General features: G+C 46.2%; 11 protein-coding genes. 7 read left to right on the forward strand and 4 right to left on the reverse strand.

Annotated elements, in window-relative coordinates:
* The first annotated feature begins 46 nt into the window (after positions 1-46).
* The gene (locus tag DXX93_RS01870) at positions 47-1327 is read left to right on the forward strand and encodes a sensor histidine kinase (protein ID WP_116006550.1); all 1281 of its coding nucleotides are present in this window, start codon (positions 47-49) and stop codon (positions 1325-1327) included.
* Between the two features lie 73 nt (positions 1328-1400).
* Positions 1401-1946 (forward strand): response regulator transcription factor, encoded by a 546-nt coding sequence (locus DXX93_RS01875; protein WP_116006551.1) that lies wholly within the window; start codon positions 1401-1403, stop codon positions 1944-1946.
* Between the two features lie 15 nt (positions 1947-1961).
* On the opposite strand, the gene ybaK is transcribed toward DXX93_RS01875, so the two are convergent.
* On the reverse strand, positions 1962-2429 hold the full coding sequence (gene ybaK, locus DXX93_RS01880) for a Cys-tRNA(Pro) deacylase (protein ID WP_116006552.1): 468 nt from the start codon (positions 2427-2429) through the stop codon (positions 1962-1964).
* A 14-nt stretch (positions 2430-2443) separates the two neighbouring features.
* Positions 2444-4390 carry a hybrid-cluster NAD(P)-dependent oxidoreductase gene (locus tag DXX93_RS01885; RefSeq protein ID WP_116006553.1) on the reverse strand — a complete coding sequence of 649 codons (1947 nt, stop codon included), beginning with the start codon at positions 4388-4390 and terminating at the stop codon, positions 2444-2446.
* 279 nt (positions 4391-4669) lie between these two features.
* Here DXX93_RS01885 and mpl point away from each other — a divergent pair, with 279 nt between their 5' ends.
* From mpl to DXX93_RS01900, 3 genes are all read left to right on the forward strand, one after another.
* Entirely contained in the window at positions 4670-6118 is a 1449-nt protein-coding gene (gene mpl, locus DXX93_RS01890) for a UDP-N-acetylmuramate:L-alanyl-gamma-D-glutamyl-meso-diaminopimelate ligase (protein ID WP_116006554.1), read from the forward strand.
* Positions 6119-6144: 26 nt separating this feature from the next.
* On the forward strand, positions 6145-6792 hold the full coding sequence (locus DXX93_RS01895; protein ID WP_116009792.1) for a flavin prenyltransferase UbiX: 648 nt from the start codon (positions 6145-6147) through the stop codon (positions 6790-6792).
* A gap of 305 nt (positions 6793-7097) precedes the next feature.
* A complete protein-coding gene (locus DXX93_RS01900) occupies positions 7098-10322 on the forward strand; it encodes an amidohydrolase family protein (RefSeq protein WP_374188937.1) in 3225 nt (1074 codons plus the stop codon).
* 103 nt (positions 10323-10425) lie between these two features.
* Here the strand turns inward: DXX93_RS01900 and DXX93_RS01905 are convergent, their stop codons facing one another.
* Together DXX93_RS01905 and DXX93_RS01910 are read right to left on the reverse strand one after the other, a co-directional pair.
* Positions 10426-10971 (reverse strand): hypothetical protein, encoded by a 546-nt coding sequence (locus DXX93_RS01905; RefSeq protein ID WP_147302624.1) that lies wholly within the window; start codon positions 10969-10971, stop codon positions 10426-10428.
* Position 10972: 1 nt separating this feature from the next.
* Positions 10973-11290: a hypothetical protein gene (locus DXX93_RS01910; protein ID WP_116006557.1), complete on the reverse strand. Its 318-nt coding sequence runs from the start codon at positions 11288-11290 to the stop codon at positions 10973-10975.
* Positions 11291-11928: 638 nt separating this feature from the next.
* Between DXX93_RS01910 and DXX93_RS01920 the strand changes: the two genes are divergently transcribed.
* Entirely contained in the window at positions 11929-13899 is a 1971-nt protein-coding gene (locus DXX93_RS01920) for an alkaline phosphatase D family protein (RefSeq protein WP_258872560.1), read from the forward strand.
* Between the two features lie 336 nt (positions 13900-14235).
* Positions 14236-15327: a ferredoxin--NADP reductase gene (locus DXX93_RS01925; RefSeq protein ID WP_181902111.1), complete on the forward strand. Its 1092-nt coding sequence runs from the start codon at positions 14236-14238 to the stop codon at positions 15325-15327.
* Positions 15328-15496 lie beyond the last annotated feature (169 nt).

Consider the following 15496-nt stretch of genomic DNA (forward strand, 5'->3'; position numbering starts at 1 on the left):
GGTATAAGGGCATATTTTTTAAGGTATCGCGTTGAAGACACAATTGATGGCTAGATTTTTCTCATGGAACGTTCCGCAGACAGTTCCGCAAAAAACCGCATGGTTTTTTCTACCTTGGCTACTGTGGTTGACCTGCCTCGTAGCCATTTTTTTCCTTGGTGATGCCAACAACCCTATCGTCTGGGCAATAAGCTTTGGCTATGCGTTGATACTCGCCCTAATGACTCGCTATCTAGATCTACGCGAGCTTTCTTCAACGGCGCAGCCTGAAACGGTGCACATCGTGCTATCGCTCGCGCCATTTATCCTGGATTTATGTTTTTATGGTGTGCTTTTGCAACTGCATGGCGGCGCCAGTAATGCGGGGGTATTTATTCTTTATTTACCTGTGATTGTTGCGTCGATGGAGATGAAGCGGCGTATTGCTTGGTTTGTTGCAATGCTTGCGATCACAATTTATACATTATTAATGCTGCAAGGGCACGCCGCGCACTTTGAACATTTATCAGAAAGCTTTACTAATCACCTTTCGGGGATGTGGCTCACTTTTGTGATCTCAACCTTGTTGATGACTTGGTTCGTGACCCAGCAGCGTCAGGCGATTATTGGCCAGCAAAAACAAATTCGAAAACTGCGCGAGCGCCAATTGAGAGATGAGCAAATTCTTTCGGTGGCAACCATGGGCGCTAATACCACCCACCGCTTGGCAACACCGTTATCGACAGCTCGCTTGTTGGTTGACGAACTCAACGAGCAAAAAGCGTTCGAGCAGAGCTTAGTCGATGAACTGAGCGCCCAAATTCACGTTTGTCATCAAACCGTTCATACCATTGCTCAACAGGTACGCAGTCATCAATCAGCCAATATGCAGCGCTTGCCGATTGATGATTTTATTCAGCAAACCTTGCAGTATTGGTGGATCAGCCGTAACGATATTCGCTACCAACTCAATGTCGCACCACAATGTGCTGACTATGCGCTAGCAACCGACTTTAACCTGCAAATGTCACTGACTAACTTACTCGAAAACGCGGCCTATGCCAGCCTAGCGAACCAGCAGGACGAGATTAGCATTGAAGTGGCGATTAAAGATCAGCAAGTGGTGATTAATATTGATGATCAAGGGCAAGGTATTGATCCACAGTTAATGTCACAATTGGGCCAAGTGAAAGTCTCTAGCAAGCCACAGGGCATGGGGATGGGCTTAGCACTGGCGAATGCCACGATAGAGCGTTTTGCAGGGCAGCTTCAGTTATTTAATTTACCTAGCGGTTCACGTAGCCAAGTGGTGTTGCCGTGCCAGCCATTAGCGGCTGCAAGCATCTAGTTCGGGCTAAGAAACTAAGTTCACAACAAAAACCAGCACCATAAAAAATAAAATTCAAAGACGGAAAAGTACGTTGAAATTACTGTTACTTGAAGATGATATAGCGTTTGCTGGCGTATTAGCCCGTCAACTATCGCGCAAAGGCTATCAGGTCGAGCATATCGACCAGCTCGATGCATTATTGCCGAGCTGTCAAAGCTGGCAGCCAGATGCTGTGGTACTTGATATGAACTTAGGTACAGATTCCTCACTACCGCTCATTCAACGGGTACGCGCTGTGCTACCCAGCAGTAAAATTGTGTTAGTGACTGGTTATGCCAGTATTGCCACAACCGTTACGGCGATAAAGTCAGGTGCAGATGATTACCTGCCCAAGCCTATCGAGTTAAGTTCGTTATTGGCGGTGTTGGGCGATAATCAACAGACTAAAAGCGATGCAGAAACTGATCACTCAGCTCAACAGGTCAAAACGCTTACCTCTCCTGAGCGTATTGAATGGGAATATATTCAACGGGTATTGCAAGAAAACCAAGGCAATGTCTCGGCGACCGCACGTCAACTGAATATGCATCGCAGAACCTTGCAGCGCAAGCTGGCGAAAAAGCCTGTGAATAGCTGACAGTAAACAGGCGAGTTAGGCACTTAGCTCGCTAAACTCGCCATTGAGTGCATGTCTTAAATCTTGTGGTGCCAAACCAATTTCTAACCCGCGACGACCAGCGCTCACATAGATTTTCGCCTGTTGCTCCGCGCTCGCATCAATAAAAGTTGGCAAGCGCTTTTTTTGTCCAAGAGGGCTAACGCCACCGAGTACATAGCCGGTGCTACGCTGCACTTTATCGGGATTAGCCATGACCGCTTTTTTGGCCTTTGCCGCTTTGGCGATAAGCTTTAGGCTAAGTTTTTCTGCCACGGGAATGATGGCAACGATAAGTTGACCTTGCTCTGTTTCCACCACTAAGGTTTTAAATACGCTTGCGGCTGGGAGCGCAAGTTTTTCTACCGCTTCCATACCATAGGAAGCGGCATTACTATCGTGTTGATATTCTAAAAGCTCAAACGCCAGCTTTTGGCGTTTGGCAAAGGTGACGGCTGGGGTCATAGGTTAGGTTTTACTTACTTTCTCGGTGGTACTTTACTGATCACAATATCCGATTTCGGTACACAGCTACAAGCGAGAATATAACCTTGCGCTTTGTCGCTCGGCATCAGGCCATCACTGGCTAGCTCGCGCACTTCACCACTCTCCAGCTTTACTTTACAACTGCCACACATACCGCCGCGACAGGAATAAGACATGATTAAGCCGGCCGCTTCTCCTTGTTCTAGGATGGACTCTTTGGTGTTACCAACCACTGCCTTATCCCATGAGTCAAAGCGAATGCTGACTGGCGAGGGCATTGGCACACTAGCGCTTTCAGTGCTTTTATCGTTTAGGCGTTTTCCAAAGCTTTCAAAATGAAATTGTGATTCAGGTAAGCCGGCCGCGAGTAACAGGGCCTTGGCGTTGTCTCTAAATCCTTGCGGGCCGCAAACCATAGCATCGACACTACTAATTTCCGGGATAACCGACAGCATTTTGGCATTTAGGTGGCCTTGAAAATCTTGCCACTGGGGCGAGGCTGACTGCGTGAGGGTAAAGTGTAATTTGCAATGACCATGTTGTTTGGCAAGGGCGCGCGCTTCTTCAAATGCGATTAGGTCTTTCTCGCTGCGCGCACTGTGGAAAAATACGACTTCACGGTTATCGCATTGATCAGTCAGTGCTTTAAGCATCGACAACATCGGGGTAATACCCGAGCCAGCGCTGAGCAGTAAGATACGTTGCTGACTGATGTTGCCTAAATGGAACTTACCATTCGGTGCTTTGGCGACAATTTCACTGCCTACCGTAAAGTGGTCGTGCAAAAAGTTCGATACTCTGCCATTGGGCACGCGCTTAACGGTGATCGTTAAGGTTTCGCTGCGCGTTGGCGACGAGCTTAGGGTGTAAATGGCATTAACGGTTTTACCCTCGATAGTCAGCTTAAACGGTAAGTGCTGACCTGCCTGATAATGCTTGAAATTCTCCGGCAAACTGCCGTTTTTCGCTTTAAATGCAAAGGTTTTAACATCATGGGTTTCGTCGTAAATGTGCTGGCAAATCAGGCTTGCTTGTTCTGCGCTCGGCACTAGCCTTGGTATATCAGCCGCTTGTTGGCTGGTGGTTTGCTTTTTAGTGGTGTTAGCACGTCCGACCGCTTTGACATTAACAAACTCTGGCGCAAATTGGCGGTCTAGTACCGTAACTGGATCGCCTAAGCGAATTTGCCCTTGATTGAGTGGAATTAAATTTTGGCCGAATAAAACATCCCCTTTGGCTAGTTGGCGGAACGTTTTCAATGTGGCTAAAGGCTCTAGCTGGTTGTGCTTTTCACTGGTATCTGGATCAACGGTAGTAAACACGCAGCGCGTGCAAGGTTTGGTCAGCTCAAATTCCACTTCGCCAATGCGAATATGTCGCCACGTATCTTCGGCAAAAGGTTCGCAGTCTTGTACCACCATGTTCGGGCGAAATTGGCGCATAGACACAGGCTGTTTTAGGCGGCTATTTAAGTGTTCGAGCGATGCTTGCGATATTAAAAGCAAAGGGTAGCCATCGGCAAAGGCAACAGGGTTCGTGGTATTTTTAACTTGGCGATTAGATTGCTCACCAAAAAATAGCAAGTGACAGCTTTGCCCAAGAAATTGGCTAAACCACAAATCAACACTGGTATGGCAGCGCTGGCCTAAAATGGTATCGCCCCAAACCGCGACGTGCTGGTACTCGTCTATTAACTGTTGATAACGCACCGCCAATAATGGCATATCTGGTGCGGTGAGCATTAGGCCATCAGGCGTCAGGTTCGCTTGAATTAAACATAGTTTGGCGTGGGTACGGGCGGTAATAAATTGCCCATGCTGATCGCAAACCACAAAGCGGCGATCGTAAGGTAAACCAATCGGGTCAACCCAGCTTGATGATAATTGGATGCCAGCCGTTGATTTAATGGGATAAACGCTGATCTCTTGCAAGTGTGCCATTGCGCTCTTGTACTCCTGAAAATTTGTGCCCGATACGCTATTGCCGTGCAATCCGTTTTCATTGAATAGCACAGCAGCAGGGAATATTTTCTTAAATCTTGGTCAATTAGCGGTAATAAAGCAATGACAAATCTATGAAATTCGTTCTAGTTAGCCGTTAATTTACTTGCTGAGATAAGGCGTTAAAGGGGCAGGGTAAACGCCCGAAAGTATTCAATTGGCTGCCAGTCAGGTATATTGTCGGCTAATTGCAATTACACGAAATTTATCGACATTCAAATGAAGCACGTACATATTCTCGGCATTTGTGGCACCTTTATGGGTGGAATTGCCGCGATAGCTAAACAACTGGGTTTTCGCGTCTCAGGTTGCGATGCCAATGTTTATCCGCCCATGAGTACCCAACTGGAAGCGCTTGGCATTGAATTAATGCAAGGATATGACACCGCGCATTTGGCTGATGAGCCTGATATGGTGATTGTCGGTAATGCCATGGCACGTGGTAACCCTATGGTGGAGTACGTGCTCGACCGCAATATCCCGTATACCTCAGGCCCGCAATGGCTGTTAGAGAATGTCTTAAAAGATCGCTGGGTACTGGCGGTGTCGGGAACTCATGGCAAAACCACCACCAGTAGTATGCTCACTTGGATTTTAGAGTACGCGCACATGAAACCGGGCTATTTAATTGGTGGTGTGCCGCAAAATTTTGAGGTGTCAGCACGTTTGGGTGATGCGCCATTTTTCGTGATCGAAGCCGACGAATACGACACCGCTTTTTTCGATAAACGCTCTAAGTTTGTTCATTACCGCCCAAGAACGCTAGTGATCAACAATATGGAATTTGATCACGCCGATATTTTTAATGATATCAGTGATATTCAGCGTCAATTCCATCATCTGATTCGCATGGTGCCGAGCAATGGCTTGGTATTATCGCCTGCTGATGAAACCTATATCAATGAAACCCTTGAACAAGGATGCTGGACGCCAACTGAGCAGGCATTTGGCTGCGCACCATCAGAGGTTGAAGCTGCTGGCTGGCAAGCAAAGAAACTGTGTGACGATGGCAGTGCATTTGAGGTTTATTTTGCGGGGCAGCTGCAGGGTATTGTTCGTTGGTCACTGATTGGCGACTTTAATATCGACAATGCGCTGATGGCAATAGGCGCGGCGCGCCATGCTGGCGTGCCTAGCCATGTGGCGGTTGAAGCACTGGCAGCATATATCAATACCAAACGTCGATTAGAGCTTCGCGGCACGATCAACAAGGTTAAAGTCTATGACGATTTCGCGCACCACCCAACGGCAATTGCAAAAACTTTAACAGCCATGCGCAGTTATGTGCGTAAAGGAAAAGTCATTGCCGTGCTTGAGCCGAGATCCAACACCATGAAAAGTGGCGTACATAAAGACACCTTGGGCGCTTCGCTAACACAAGCGGATGAAGTGTATATTTTCCAGGGGGAGAAGGTTCAGTGGTCAGTGGCAGATATTGCTGAGCAGTGTCAGCAGGCGTGTTTTGCCGACACGGATATTGATGCGTTAGTGGCTAAGGTCGCGGCATCAGCTCAACCTGACGATCATATAGTGGTCATGAGTAACGGCGGTTTTGGTGGTTTTCATAACAAGCTACTGGCAGCGCTGGCGGCTAAATATCCGCAACTGAGCGAAACTGATAGGCCCAATTTGCAACAAGAATTCACACAAAAGGTTGAACAAGCTTAATGAGCAATACTGATATTAATGCTGGTATGCAAGGCACAGAAATTAGCCAAGCCCATGCAAAAGGTTTTAATAGTGCGGTGACAGTCGCTATTACAGGCGCATCGGGTGCTTGCTATGCACTGCGTTTAATTGAATGTTTGGTTGCCGCGAACAAACAAGTGTATGTGCTGATGTCGAGCGCTGCGCGTGTCGTGTTTGACACTGAAGTTGGCCTAAAATTACCCGGCTCGCCCGAAGCGCAAAGTGCGTTTTGGTGTCAGCATTTTAATGCTCAGCCAGAGCAAGTGATCGCGTTTGGTAAAGAGCAGTGGTTTTCGCCAGTGGCCTCTGGCTCGGCGGCGCCAAAACAGATGGTGGTTTGCCCATGCTCAACGGGAACGCTGGCGGCCATTAGCCAAGGCATGAGTGATAATCTGATTGAGCGCGCAGCAGATGTGGTGATTAAAGAGCGCGGCCAGCTGATTTTAGTGCCGCGAGAAACACCATTTTCCACCATACATTTGCGCAATATGCTCAGCCTGTCTGAGCTTGGCGCAACTGTGATGCCCGCCGCTCCCGGCTTTTACCACCAACCTGAATCTATTAACGATTTGGTGGATTTTATGGTTGGCAGAATATTGGATCATCTTGGTATCGATCAAAAAATTATGCCGCGCTGGGGCTATCAACCATAAGTAAATCAACCATAAGTAAATCAACCATAAGTAAATCAGCCATAAGTAAATCAGCGTTAGCTTTGTTTTTTTGCTATCGAATACGGTTGAATTTAACGCTATGAACTGAGCGATTTTAGTACACTTTAGTTTACTTTTCTGTTGCTGGTACAATCGCAAAAAATATTTCTATTTATCGCAAAGACCTTATCTTTTGACAGCGGCTGTGCTTTAGTTAGTGGCTGTACAAACAAAACATACTTCAAACTAATAACGTTATAAAAACAGGTTACTTTAACATGTCTAAACGACTTTCTAGCCGCTTGATGCGTCAATCAAGTGGGTATAGCGCAAACAAACTTTCGGCGATTGCCTTGGCAGTCGGTATGGCGTTTTCTTCAGTTGGCTATGCCGCTGATACCAAAGCAGACGAAGCCAAAGCCACTGAGAAAAAGTGGTCGGTTAACGATCCACAAGGCCAGTTTACTTCTGCCAAAATCAATGTTGACCAAGGCACTTGGATGAATATTGATATCAGCCCTGATGGCAAAACCCTTGCCTTCGACTTGTTAGGTGATATCTACACCATGCCAATTACGGGCGGTAAAGCAACACCCTTGATGACAGATATTGCCTGGCAAATGCAGCCGCGTTTTAGCCCAGATGGCAAGCATATCGCTTACACCTCTGATGAAGACGGTGGCGATAATTTGTGGATCATGAATGCCGATGGCTCTGGCGGCAAAGCCGTCACCACGGAAACCTTCCGTTTGCTAAACAGCCCAGCATGGTCGCCAGATGGTAACTATTTAGTGGGTCGTAAGCATTACACTGGTGCACGTTCATTAGGCGCGGGTGAAGTATGGCTTTACCACAAAACCGGCGGCCAAGGGGTGATGCTGACCAAGCGACCAAATCAGCAAAAAGACTTAGGCGAGCCGGCTTTTTCACCTGATGGTAAATACGTGTACTTCTCGCAAGATCAAACACCGGGTAAAACTTTCCATTACTCGAAAGACTCAGAAAAAGGCATTTATAAAATTAAGCGTTTGGAGCTAGAAACCGGTGAGATTGAAGTGGTTCTTTCCGGTCGCGGCGGCGCTATTCGTCCAACGCCGTCACCTGATGGCCGCTACTTAGCGTTTATTAGCCGTGACGACTTTCAATCTAAGCTGTATTTGTACGATCTACAAAGTGGTGAGCAAACGCTGGTTTATGATGACTTAGAGCGTGATATGCAGGAAACGTGGGCGATTCACGGTGTTTACCCAACTATGGCGTGGACGCCTGACAACAAACACATTGTCTTTTGGGCAAACGGTAAAATTAACAAACTAGATGTCGCGAAAAAATCCGCCAGCGTTATTCCGTTTAAAGTGGAAACCGAGAAAAAACTGCAAACCGCGGTGCGCTTTGCGCAAACCATTGAGCAAGATGAGTTTGACGTGAAAATGCTGCGTGATGTGGAAATTTCCCCCGACGGTCGCCGCGCGGTATTTGAAGCCATGGGGCATATTTACACCCGCAGCTTGCCAAATGGTAAACCTAAGCGTTTGACCAAGCAAAAAGACCATTTTGAATTCAATCCAAGCTTTTCACGTGACGGTAAGAAAATCGTTTACGTCACTTGGGATGATAACAAGCTAGGCCAAATTCGCGTCGCGTCAAGCCGTGGCGGCAAAGGTAAAGTGATCACTAAAGCACCGGGTAAATATGTTGAGCCGAGCTTCTCTCCTGACGGTAAAACTGTGGTTTATCGCAAAGTTTCAGGCGGCTTTATCACTAATCCTGTTTGGGGCTTAAATCCGGGGATTTATGCGGTATCAAGTAAAGGTGGCGAGCCTAAGCTAGTGACAGAAAACGGCTTACAACCACATTTTGGTAAGCGTAATGATCGCGTGTACGTGGTACGTAACGGCGAGAAAACTCAGCTGGCGCGTATCGACTTAGACGGTCAGCACGACACCACCTTATACCAAGGTAAGTTTGCCACTGAATACAAGGTGTCACCTGATGGCGAGCACGTGGCTTTTGCCGAGCGCTTTAAGGTGTTTGTGACGCCATATATCGAGCGTGGTGATGTTATCGATACAGGGCCGAAAGCGAGCAATCTACCAGTGAAAAAGCTATCTGTGCGCGCTGGTGAAGGCATTAGCTGGGGGGCAAAATCAAATGAGCTGTACTGGAGTTTAGGTGCTGATTTGTACCAAACCAAGGTGACTGGTTTATTTGATATTACGGAAAAGACAGAGGCGGATACAGAAGCCGAGCCAACTCAAACTTATCTCGGCTTCAAACACAAAGTTGATAAGCCATCCGGTACTGTTGCCTTTGTTGGCGGTAAAGTCGTGACCATGGAAGGCGAGCAAGTGATCGACAATGGTGTGGTTGTGGTTGAAGGCAACACCATTAAAGCAGTCGGCACAAAAGCAAATGTTACGATTCCAAGTGGCGCCAAAGTGGTGGATATCACCGGCAAGTCCATTATGCCGGGCTTAATTGACGCCCATGCTCATGGCCCGCAAGGCTTGGAAGAAATTATCCCACAGCAAAACTGGAAGAACTACGGTGGCTTGGCGTTAGGTGTTACCACGATTCACGATCCGTCGAACGACACTACAGAGTTCTTTGCCGCGAGCGAAATGCAAAAAGCAGGTGATATTGTCGCCGCACGTTTGTACTCAACCGGTACGATTTTATACGGCGCAACCGTTGCGGGTTATACTTCGCATGTCGATAGCTTGGACGATGCTAAATTCCACGTTGAGCGCTTGAAAAAAGCGGGTGCTTTTAGTGTCAAAAGCTACAATCAGCCACGCCGTAACCAACGCCAGCAGTTTATTCAAGCGGCGCGAGAGTTAGAAGTGATGGTCATGCCAGAGGGCGGCTCGTTATTACAGCATAATTTAACCATGTTGGTGGATGGTCACACCACGCTAGAGCACTCGATCCCAACCGAACATATCTATGATGATGTTAAGCAGTTATGGTCAGCTTCAAGCATGGCGTACACACCAACCATGGGCGTTGCTTATGGTGGTATTTGGGGCGAAAACTTCTGGTACGATAAAACTGAGGTGTGGAAACATCCGCGCCTTAGCCAATATGTGCCGTCAGAGTTTTTAGACCCACGCTCGATGCGTCGTCCAACTGCGCCGCACCACCACTACAATCACATGAACGTGGCACGTGTTGCCAAAGAAATGCAAGACTTAGGCGTGGAAGTGAACTCAGGTGGTCACGGTCAACGTGAAGGTTTGGCCATGCACTGGGAAATGTGGATGATGGCGCAAGGCGGTATGTCACCGCTACAAGCGCTGCGCACTGCCACTATGTCACCAGCCATTACCTTAGGTTTAGATCAGCAGCTTGGCTCGATAAAAGCCGGCAAATTGGCGGACTTAATGATTGTTGATGGCGATATTACCCAAGATATTCGCATGAGTGATCGCGTTACGCACACTATGATCAACGGCCGTTTATACGATGCCGAGACCATGAACGAAATCGGTAACTACGATAATAAACGCGAGAAGTTCTACTTTGAGTGATTGTGTTGATTAATATCGCTAATCAGTAAAAACAGCTTGGCTACAGTGTAGAGTAAATTATGGGTAGCCAGCTGTTTTTGTTGGTTAAAGCAAGTTGTTATATCTATATGGAGGGCTTTATTTTTGAGAGTAATTTAACAACTTGGCTTTCGTTTATTTCTCCGGTTACTTGATAGAGCTGACTACTGTCCTTTTTAGTTAAGTATATTGTGTCAATTTGGTTTTTACCTGTAATGGAGAATGCGATCAATTCACTATATTCAAACTTAGTTAAGGTGTTTTCTGAATCAATCCCAAGAGCGTTTTTTATCGCTACAGCCTTATCTATCGCTGGAGCTTTTGACATTAATTCAAGAAAAAACTCTTGAGTTGACAAATTGTTTTTATGATCAGCTCCTAATAACGCGAAATCTGATGACACGTAACTTATTGAAAGTTCAGGCATCCCATTTACCTTAAATACAAGTCCTGGGTGAGAGCCTCCAAGTATATTTATATATGCAATTTTTTCATTCACACATAAGTTAAGGTCTACTAACGCTATATTTGTGCTGTCTTTTTTACAGGAATATTTGGGCCAGCTATTATCAGCGTAAACCATATTACTGAATAAAATTGCTATACAAGTTAATTTTGATAAATTGAACACGTTATACTCCTTGTGAAGCAAGCTGAATTGGTCTTACATATTGCCAGACTCTTGCACGAGCACACACGTATGATTGGTCGTTTTTTAACTGCTCTAAAATACTTCTACTCATATTTTTAGCGATCCAACTGATCGTAGCTTTTCCTCCTGTTGGTTGTGGTACCCAACTAAAAGCAGTTGAACATGAGTTGATATCCTTTAACAAATTACCAACTACTTCAGCAACTTTAGGGTTAACATCGCCAGTAAATTTTTTGCCGATCCCTGCGAAAGTATATATTGCATTAATAGTCTCTTTTACTCTCTGCTTATCATTCATCGCTTATCCTTAATATGATGTTATAAGAAACTCAATGTTATATTAATCATTTCTAGTTAACAAACCTTAGAGCTAGCCTCGGTTTTTTTGCGTATTACTTTTTTTAAAAGTACTTAGAGCACACGACAATACAGGGCTAAAACGAAATAACTGCTAACATTAATTGTTAAGGCTTAGTTGTTATACCCGTGCTACTTCAAGATGCTTGATTTCAGCGCTTTCACAGGGGCTCAGTATCAAGGCGCAGCTTGCAGGCATGGTTATTCCCTTTCAATAAGCTGCAACGCAGAGAGTGAGTTCCTGTGAAGCGCCCTCTCTACCTTAAAAAATGGGTTGGTTTAAAAGCGATTTATGCTGTGTTATTGATTTTAACAAGGGGCGACCATTCTCTACGATCAATGCCTTGCCTAAATCGCTTTTAATTCCAACTGAAACAAGCACTTTGAAGTGGCACGGGTATATATCACTAGACAATTTATTGATAGTAAAAGTAAATTGGTAATCCTAGTCACTTTTATTTTAGCGCTGCCACATAGTGGCGGTTCATTATGACATGAGGTTTAGTTATCAATTCTGCGCATTCTTCACCACCATTTTCATCAGACAACGATACAACTGAATCTGCGCTGCCGCCATTGTTGGCCGGTCCCATTCTGCGAGATTGCCATCAGCACCAGTTTACGTTGTGGCTTGCGACAAAAGCCGCTTACCAATTTCACCTTGAACTCATATTGGATGATGGCAAGCAAGTCGTTTTCTCGCAGCCGTTAGCGCCAACGCAATATCTGCAAATTCCGGTCGGCTCTCAGTGTTTTATCAACATTATTGATATTGGGCTGGAGAAACCACTGCCAATAGATACGCTGATTCACTACAACCTCAAACTAATCACTGACCATGGTGATACGGCTTTTTCATTGGCTAGAGACTTACCTGAGTTAAGTTATACCAGTGATGGGGGCGCCCAAAACTCAGATGAGCCACAACAAACGCCGAGTTTTGCCATTAAGCCAGATATTCGTCGCCTGTATCACGGCTCATGCCGTAAACCGCATTTTGCTGGCAAAGACAGCTTAGTGGCACTAGATAACCAATTGGCAGGTGCTGAATATAGCGCGCAAGAGCGACCGTCACTGCTCATGCTAAGTGGCGATCAAGTGTATGTGGATGATGTTGCCGGCCCGATGTTGATCGCCATTCACCAGTTGATCGATAAGTTGGGCTTGTTTGATGAGCACTGGCAGCAGTCAGATGATGTTTTAAATGCGAGCAACAAAGAAGAGTACAGTATTACCACCAGTGAGCAGCTGTTTCATCACCCGCTGGGCTACTATCAACGAGAACAGTTATTGCCACATAGCAAAGCCAGTACTGGCTGGAAACGCCGCTTGTTTGGCGCTCGCAGGCTACCTATTTTCAGCTCAGTAAACGCGAAAAATCATTTGGTTACCCTGAGTGAGATGATCGCTATGTATCTACTCACGTGGTCACCAACGTTATGGGACGAAGTGAATATTCCGGCATTACCGCCAGCGAATATTCCACCCGAAAGCCATCAGCTGTACTTAGATGAATATGCGGCGATCCAAGATTTTACTATCGGCTTAGGACAAGTTCGGCGTGCGATGGCACATGTGCCGACGTATATGATCTTCGATGATCACGATATTACTGATGATTGGAACTTAACCCGTGGCTGGGAAGAGGCGGCTTATGGCAACCCGTTTTCTAAACGTATTATCGGTAATGCCTTGGTGGCTTATTACTTGTGCCAAGGCTTAGGCAATCAACTGCATCGCCACGATGAATTAATTGCCCAACATGAAACTTGGTTTACCGACCAAGGGGTGAAGCAGCACGATCAATTGGTAGATACCATGTTGGCGTTTGATCAGTGGCATTACCACTTACCGACCAGCCCGAAAATGCTGGTGCTAGATACCCGCACCCAGCGCTGGCGTAGCGAAAGTAATGCTGGCAAGCCATCTGGGCTGATGGATTGGGAATCGCTCACTGAATTACAGCAGCAATTGCTCCATGAGCCGAGCGTTATTTTGGTGTCTGCCGCGCCGATTTACGGGGTAAAATTAATTGAAGCGGTGCAGCGGGTTTTTACCTTCTTTGGCAATCCGCTAGCCGTAGATGCCGAGAACTGGATGGCACATCGCGGCACCGCGAATGTGATGCTAAATATTTTCCGCAATCGCAAAACACCACCACAATTTATTATCCTTTCTGGCGATGTCCATTATTCGTTTGTTTACGATGTCAGTCACCGTTTTATTCGCTCGAGCTCGTCGATTGTACAAATCACTTGTAGCGGCATTAAAAATGCCTTCCCACCGAAATTGATCCACACTCTGGAGCGCTTAAATTATTACTTATATGGCCGATATTCACCGCTGAATTGGTTTACCAAACGCCGCCGAATGCGCATTCGGGTTAGAAGACCCAGTATTGATGCCAACAAAACCTTGTACAACGGCTGTGGCATTGGTGTATTGGAGCTAAACCATGACGCAAGCGAAGTGAGCGCAAGGCTGTTAATTGAGCGCGGCCAACAAGTCAGCTTTACCGCGGCCAACAACGCTTCAATAAAAACAGAGTAAGAGTCGCGATAAACCATGGAGCATTTATAGCAACTGGCCAAGATGTATGCAGCAGTGCCAATTAACCGGTTTTATCCGCCGCAAATCACTATTGCAAAAGGCGTTGCGAGATAAGCCTTGAGCTGGGCGAGCAATATCACCATTTGGCTGGCGGCGTGCTTGTTTCAATTGGCATTAAAAGCGATTTAGACACAGGTTACATGTTCCCTGCGTAACCTAAGCACCTGCGTCCATGCAGGCGAGACAATGGTATTTTTATGCGCAGTAATAATCGACTTGTCGACGCCACAGGCTATGCTAATAACTGATAAGAAAGTATTGTGGTGAGTGATACACGTGGATTTTTTTAGTTTAAAAGTTAGCGAAATTAACAAAGAGGCCAAAGGTGCCAAATCATTTTTACTTGATGTGCCCACCAATTTGATCGGTAGCTTACGCTGGCAGCCAGGGCAGCATGTGAATGTCAGAATCAAGCTGGGTGAGCAGTCTTATATCCGCAGTTATTCACTATCAAATTGTCCGCAAACGTTAGGGTTAAGGCTGACGGTGAAAGCGGTTGAATTGGGTGTTGTGTCCAACTATTTGATCAGCAAATTAAAGCCAGGTGATTATCTGGAAGTTAGTCAACCAGGTGGGCTGTTTACGTTACCTCAACTTTCATCAAATATAGGCACCGTCGAAGCCAATGTGCCAAGTGCACGGCATGAGGCTCAATATTTTGTGTTTTTTGCTGCCGGTAGTGGCATAACGCCAATTTTTAGCATGATTACGGCATTGCTTTCGGCACATACGGCAACGAGTACACGAGTGTATTTAGTTTATAGCAACCGCAATCGGCGCAGTGCTATTTTTGCCGACAAGCTGGAGGTATTGCGTGAGCGCTTTCCAAATCAATTTACGTTGCTTAACTGCTACTCTAAACCCGGTTGGTTTAAACCGAAAAATATGTGGCATCACGGGCGAGTAACACAAGCCGTGGTTTATGCTGCGCTGGAAAAAATGAATTTGCCCGGATACAGCCACTACTTTCTGTGTGGTCCAAGCGGCTTTATGGAGACAGTTCATCAGACGTTAACTCAGCTTGACGTTGCACCGCAATGTATTCATCGAGAGAGCTTCGGGGGTGGGCAAACGGTATGGTCAGCAACCGCTAGCCAGTCTGCCAAGCTCAAAATAGAGCTCAGTGGCGCGCAGCATACAATTGAGGTTAAGGCAAATGAATCACTGCTGGCCGCGATGTTACGTGCCAAGCTCGATGCCCCGTTCAGCTGTGAAGAAGGGGTTTGTGGTAGTTGCCAGTGCGAGCTTGTCAGCGGTGAGGCAAGGATGGTGGAAAATTTGTTTCTGACCGATGAAGAGCAAGCCGAGGGTAAGATTTTGTCGTGCCAAGCGGTCGCTCAGTCATCTCAACTTGCTATCAAGCTTTAGGCTGATGATTTTTAATACAAGTTTTATTGTCACAGACAACTTGACGCAACTAAGTATAGCTAAGCTAAGCATAGTCAGGCGTTAGGTTAGCCTTATGCTGGTTGCGTTATTAAGCCTATTAGGAGGCTAGCGAGCCTTGATAATGTAGTTAACCCCATATATGGGGTTA

Origin of the sequence: Thalassotalea euphylliae, assembly GCF_003390335.1 — a bacterium.
Taxonomy (GTDB): domain Bacteria; phylum Pseudomonadota; class Gammaproteobacteria; order Enterobacterales; family Alteromonadaceae; genus Thalassotalea_F; species Thalassotalea_F euphylliae_B.

What these genes read in the sequence shown, in the direction of transcription:
- DXX93_RS01870 (WP_116006550.1), top strand. Translation starts at nt 47, where the DNA reads ATGGCTAGATTTTTCTCATGGAACGTTCCGCAGACAGTTCCGCAAAAA.
- DXX93_RS01885 (WP_116006553.1), bottom strand. Translation starts at nt 4,390, where the DNA reads ATGGCACACTTGCAAGAGATCAGCGTTTATCCCATTAAATCAACGGCT.
- DXX93_RS01895 (WP_116009792.1), top strand. Translation starts at nt 6,145, where the DNA reads ATGCAAGGCACAGAAATTAGCCAAGCCCATGCAAAAGGTTTTAATAGT.
- ybaK (WP_116006552.1), bottom strand. Translation starts at nt 2,429, where the DNA reads ATGACCCCAGCCGTCACCTTTGCCAAACGCCAAAAGCTGGCGTTTGAG.
- mpl (WP_116006554.1), top strand. Translation starts at nt 4,670, where the DNA reads ATGAAGCACGTACATATTCTCGGCATTTGTGGCACCTTTATGGGTGGA.
- DXX93_RS01900 (WP_374188937.1), top strand. Translation starts at nt 7,098, where the DNA reads ATGCGTCAATCAAGTGGGTATAGCGCAAACAAACTTTCGGCGATTGCC.
- DXX93_RS01910 (WP_116006557.1), bottom strand. Translation starts at nt 11,290, where the DNA reads ATGAATGATAAGCAGAGAGTAAAAGAGACTATTAATGCAATATATACT.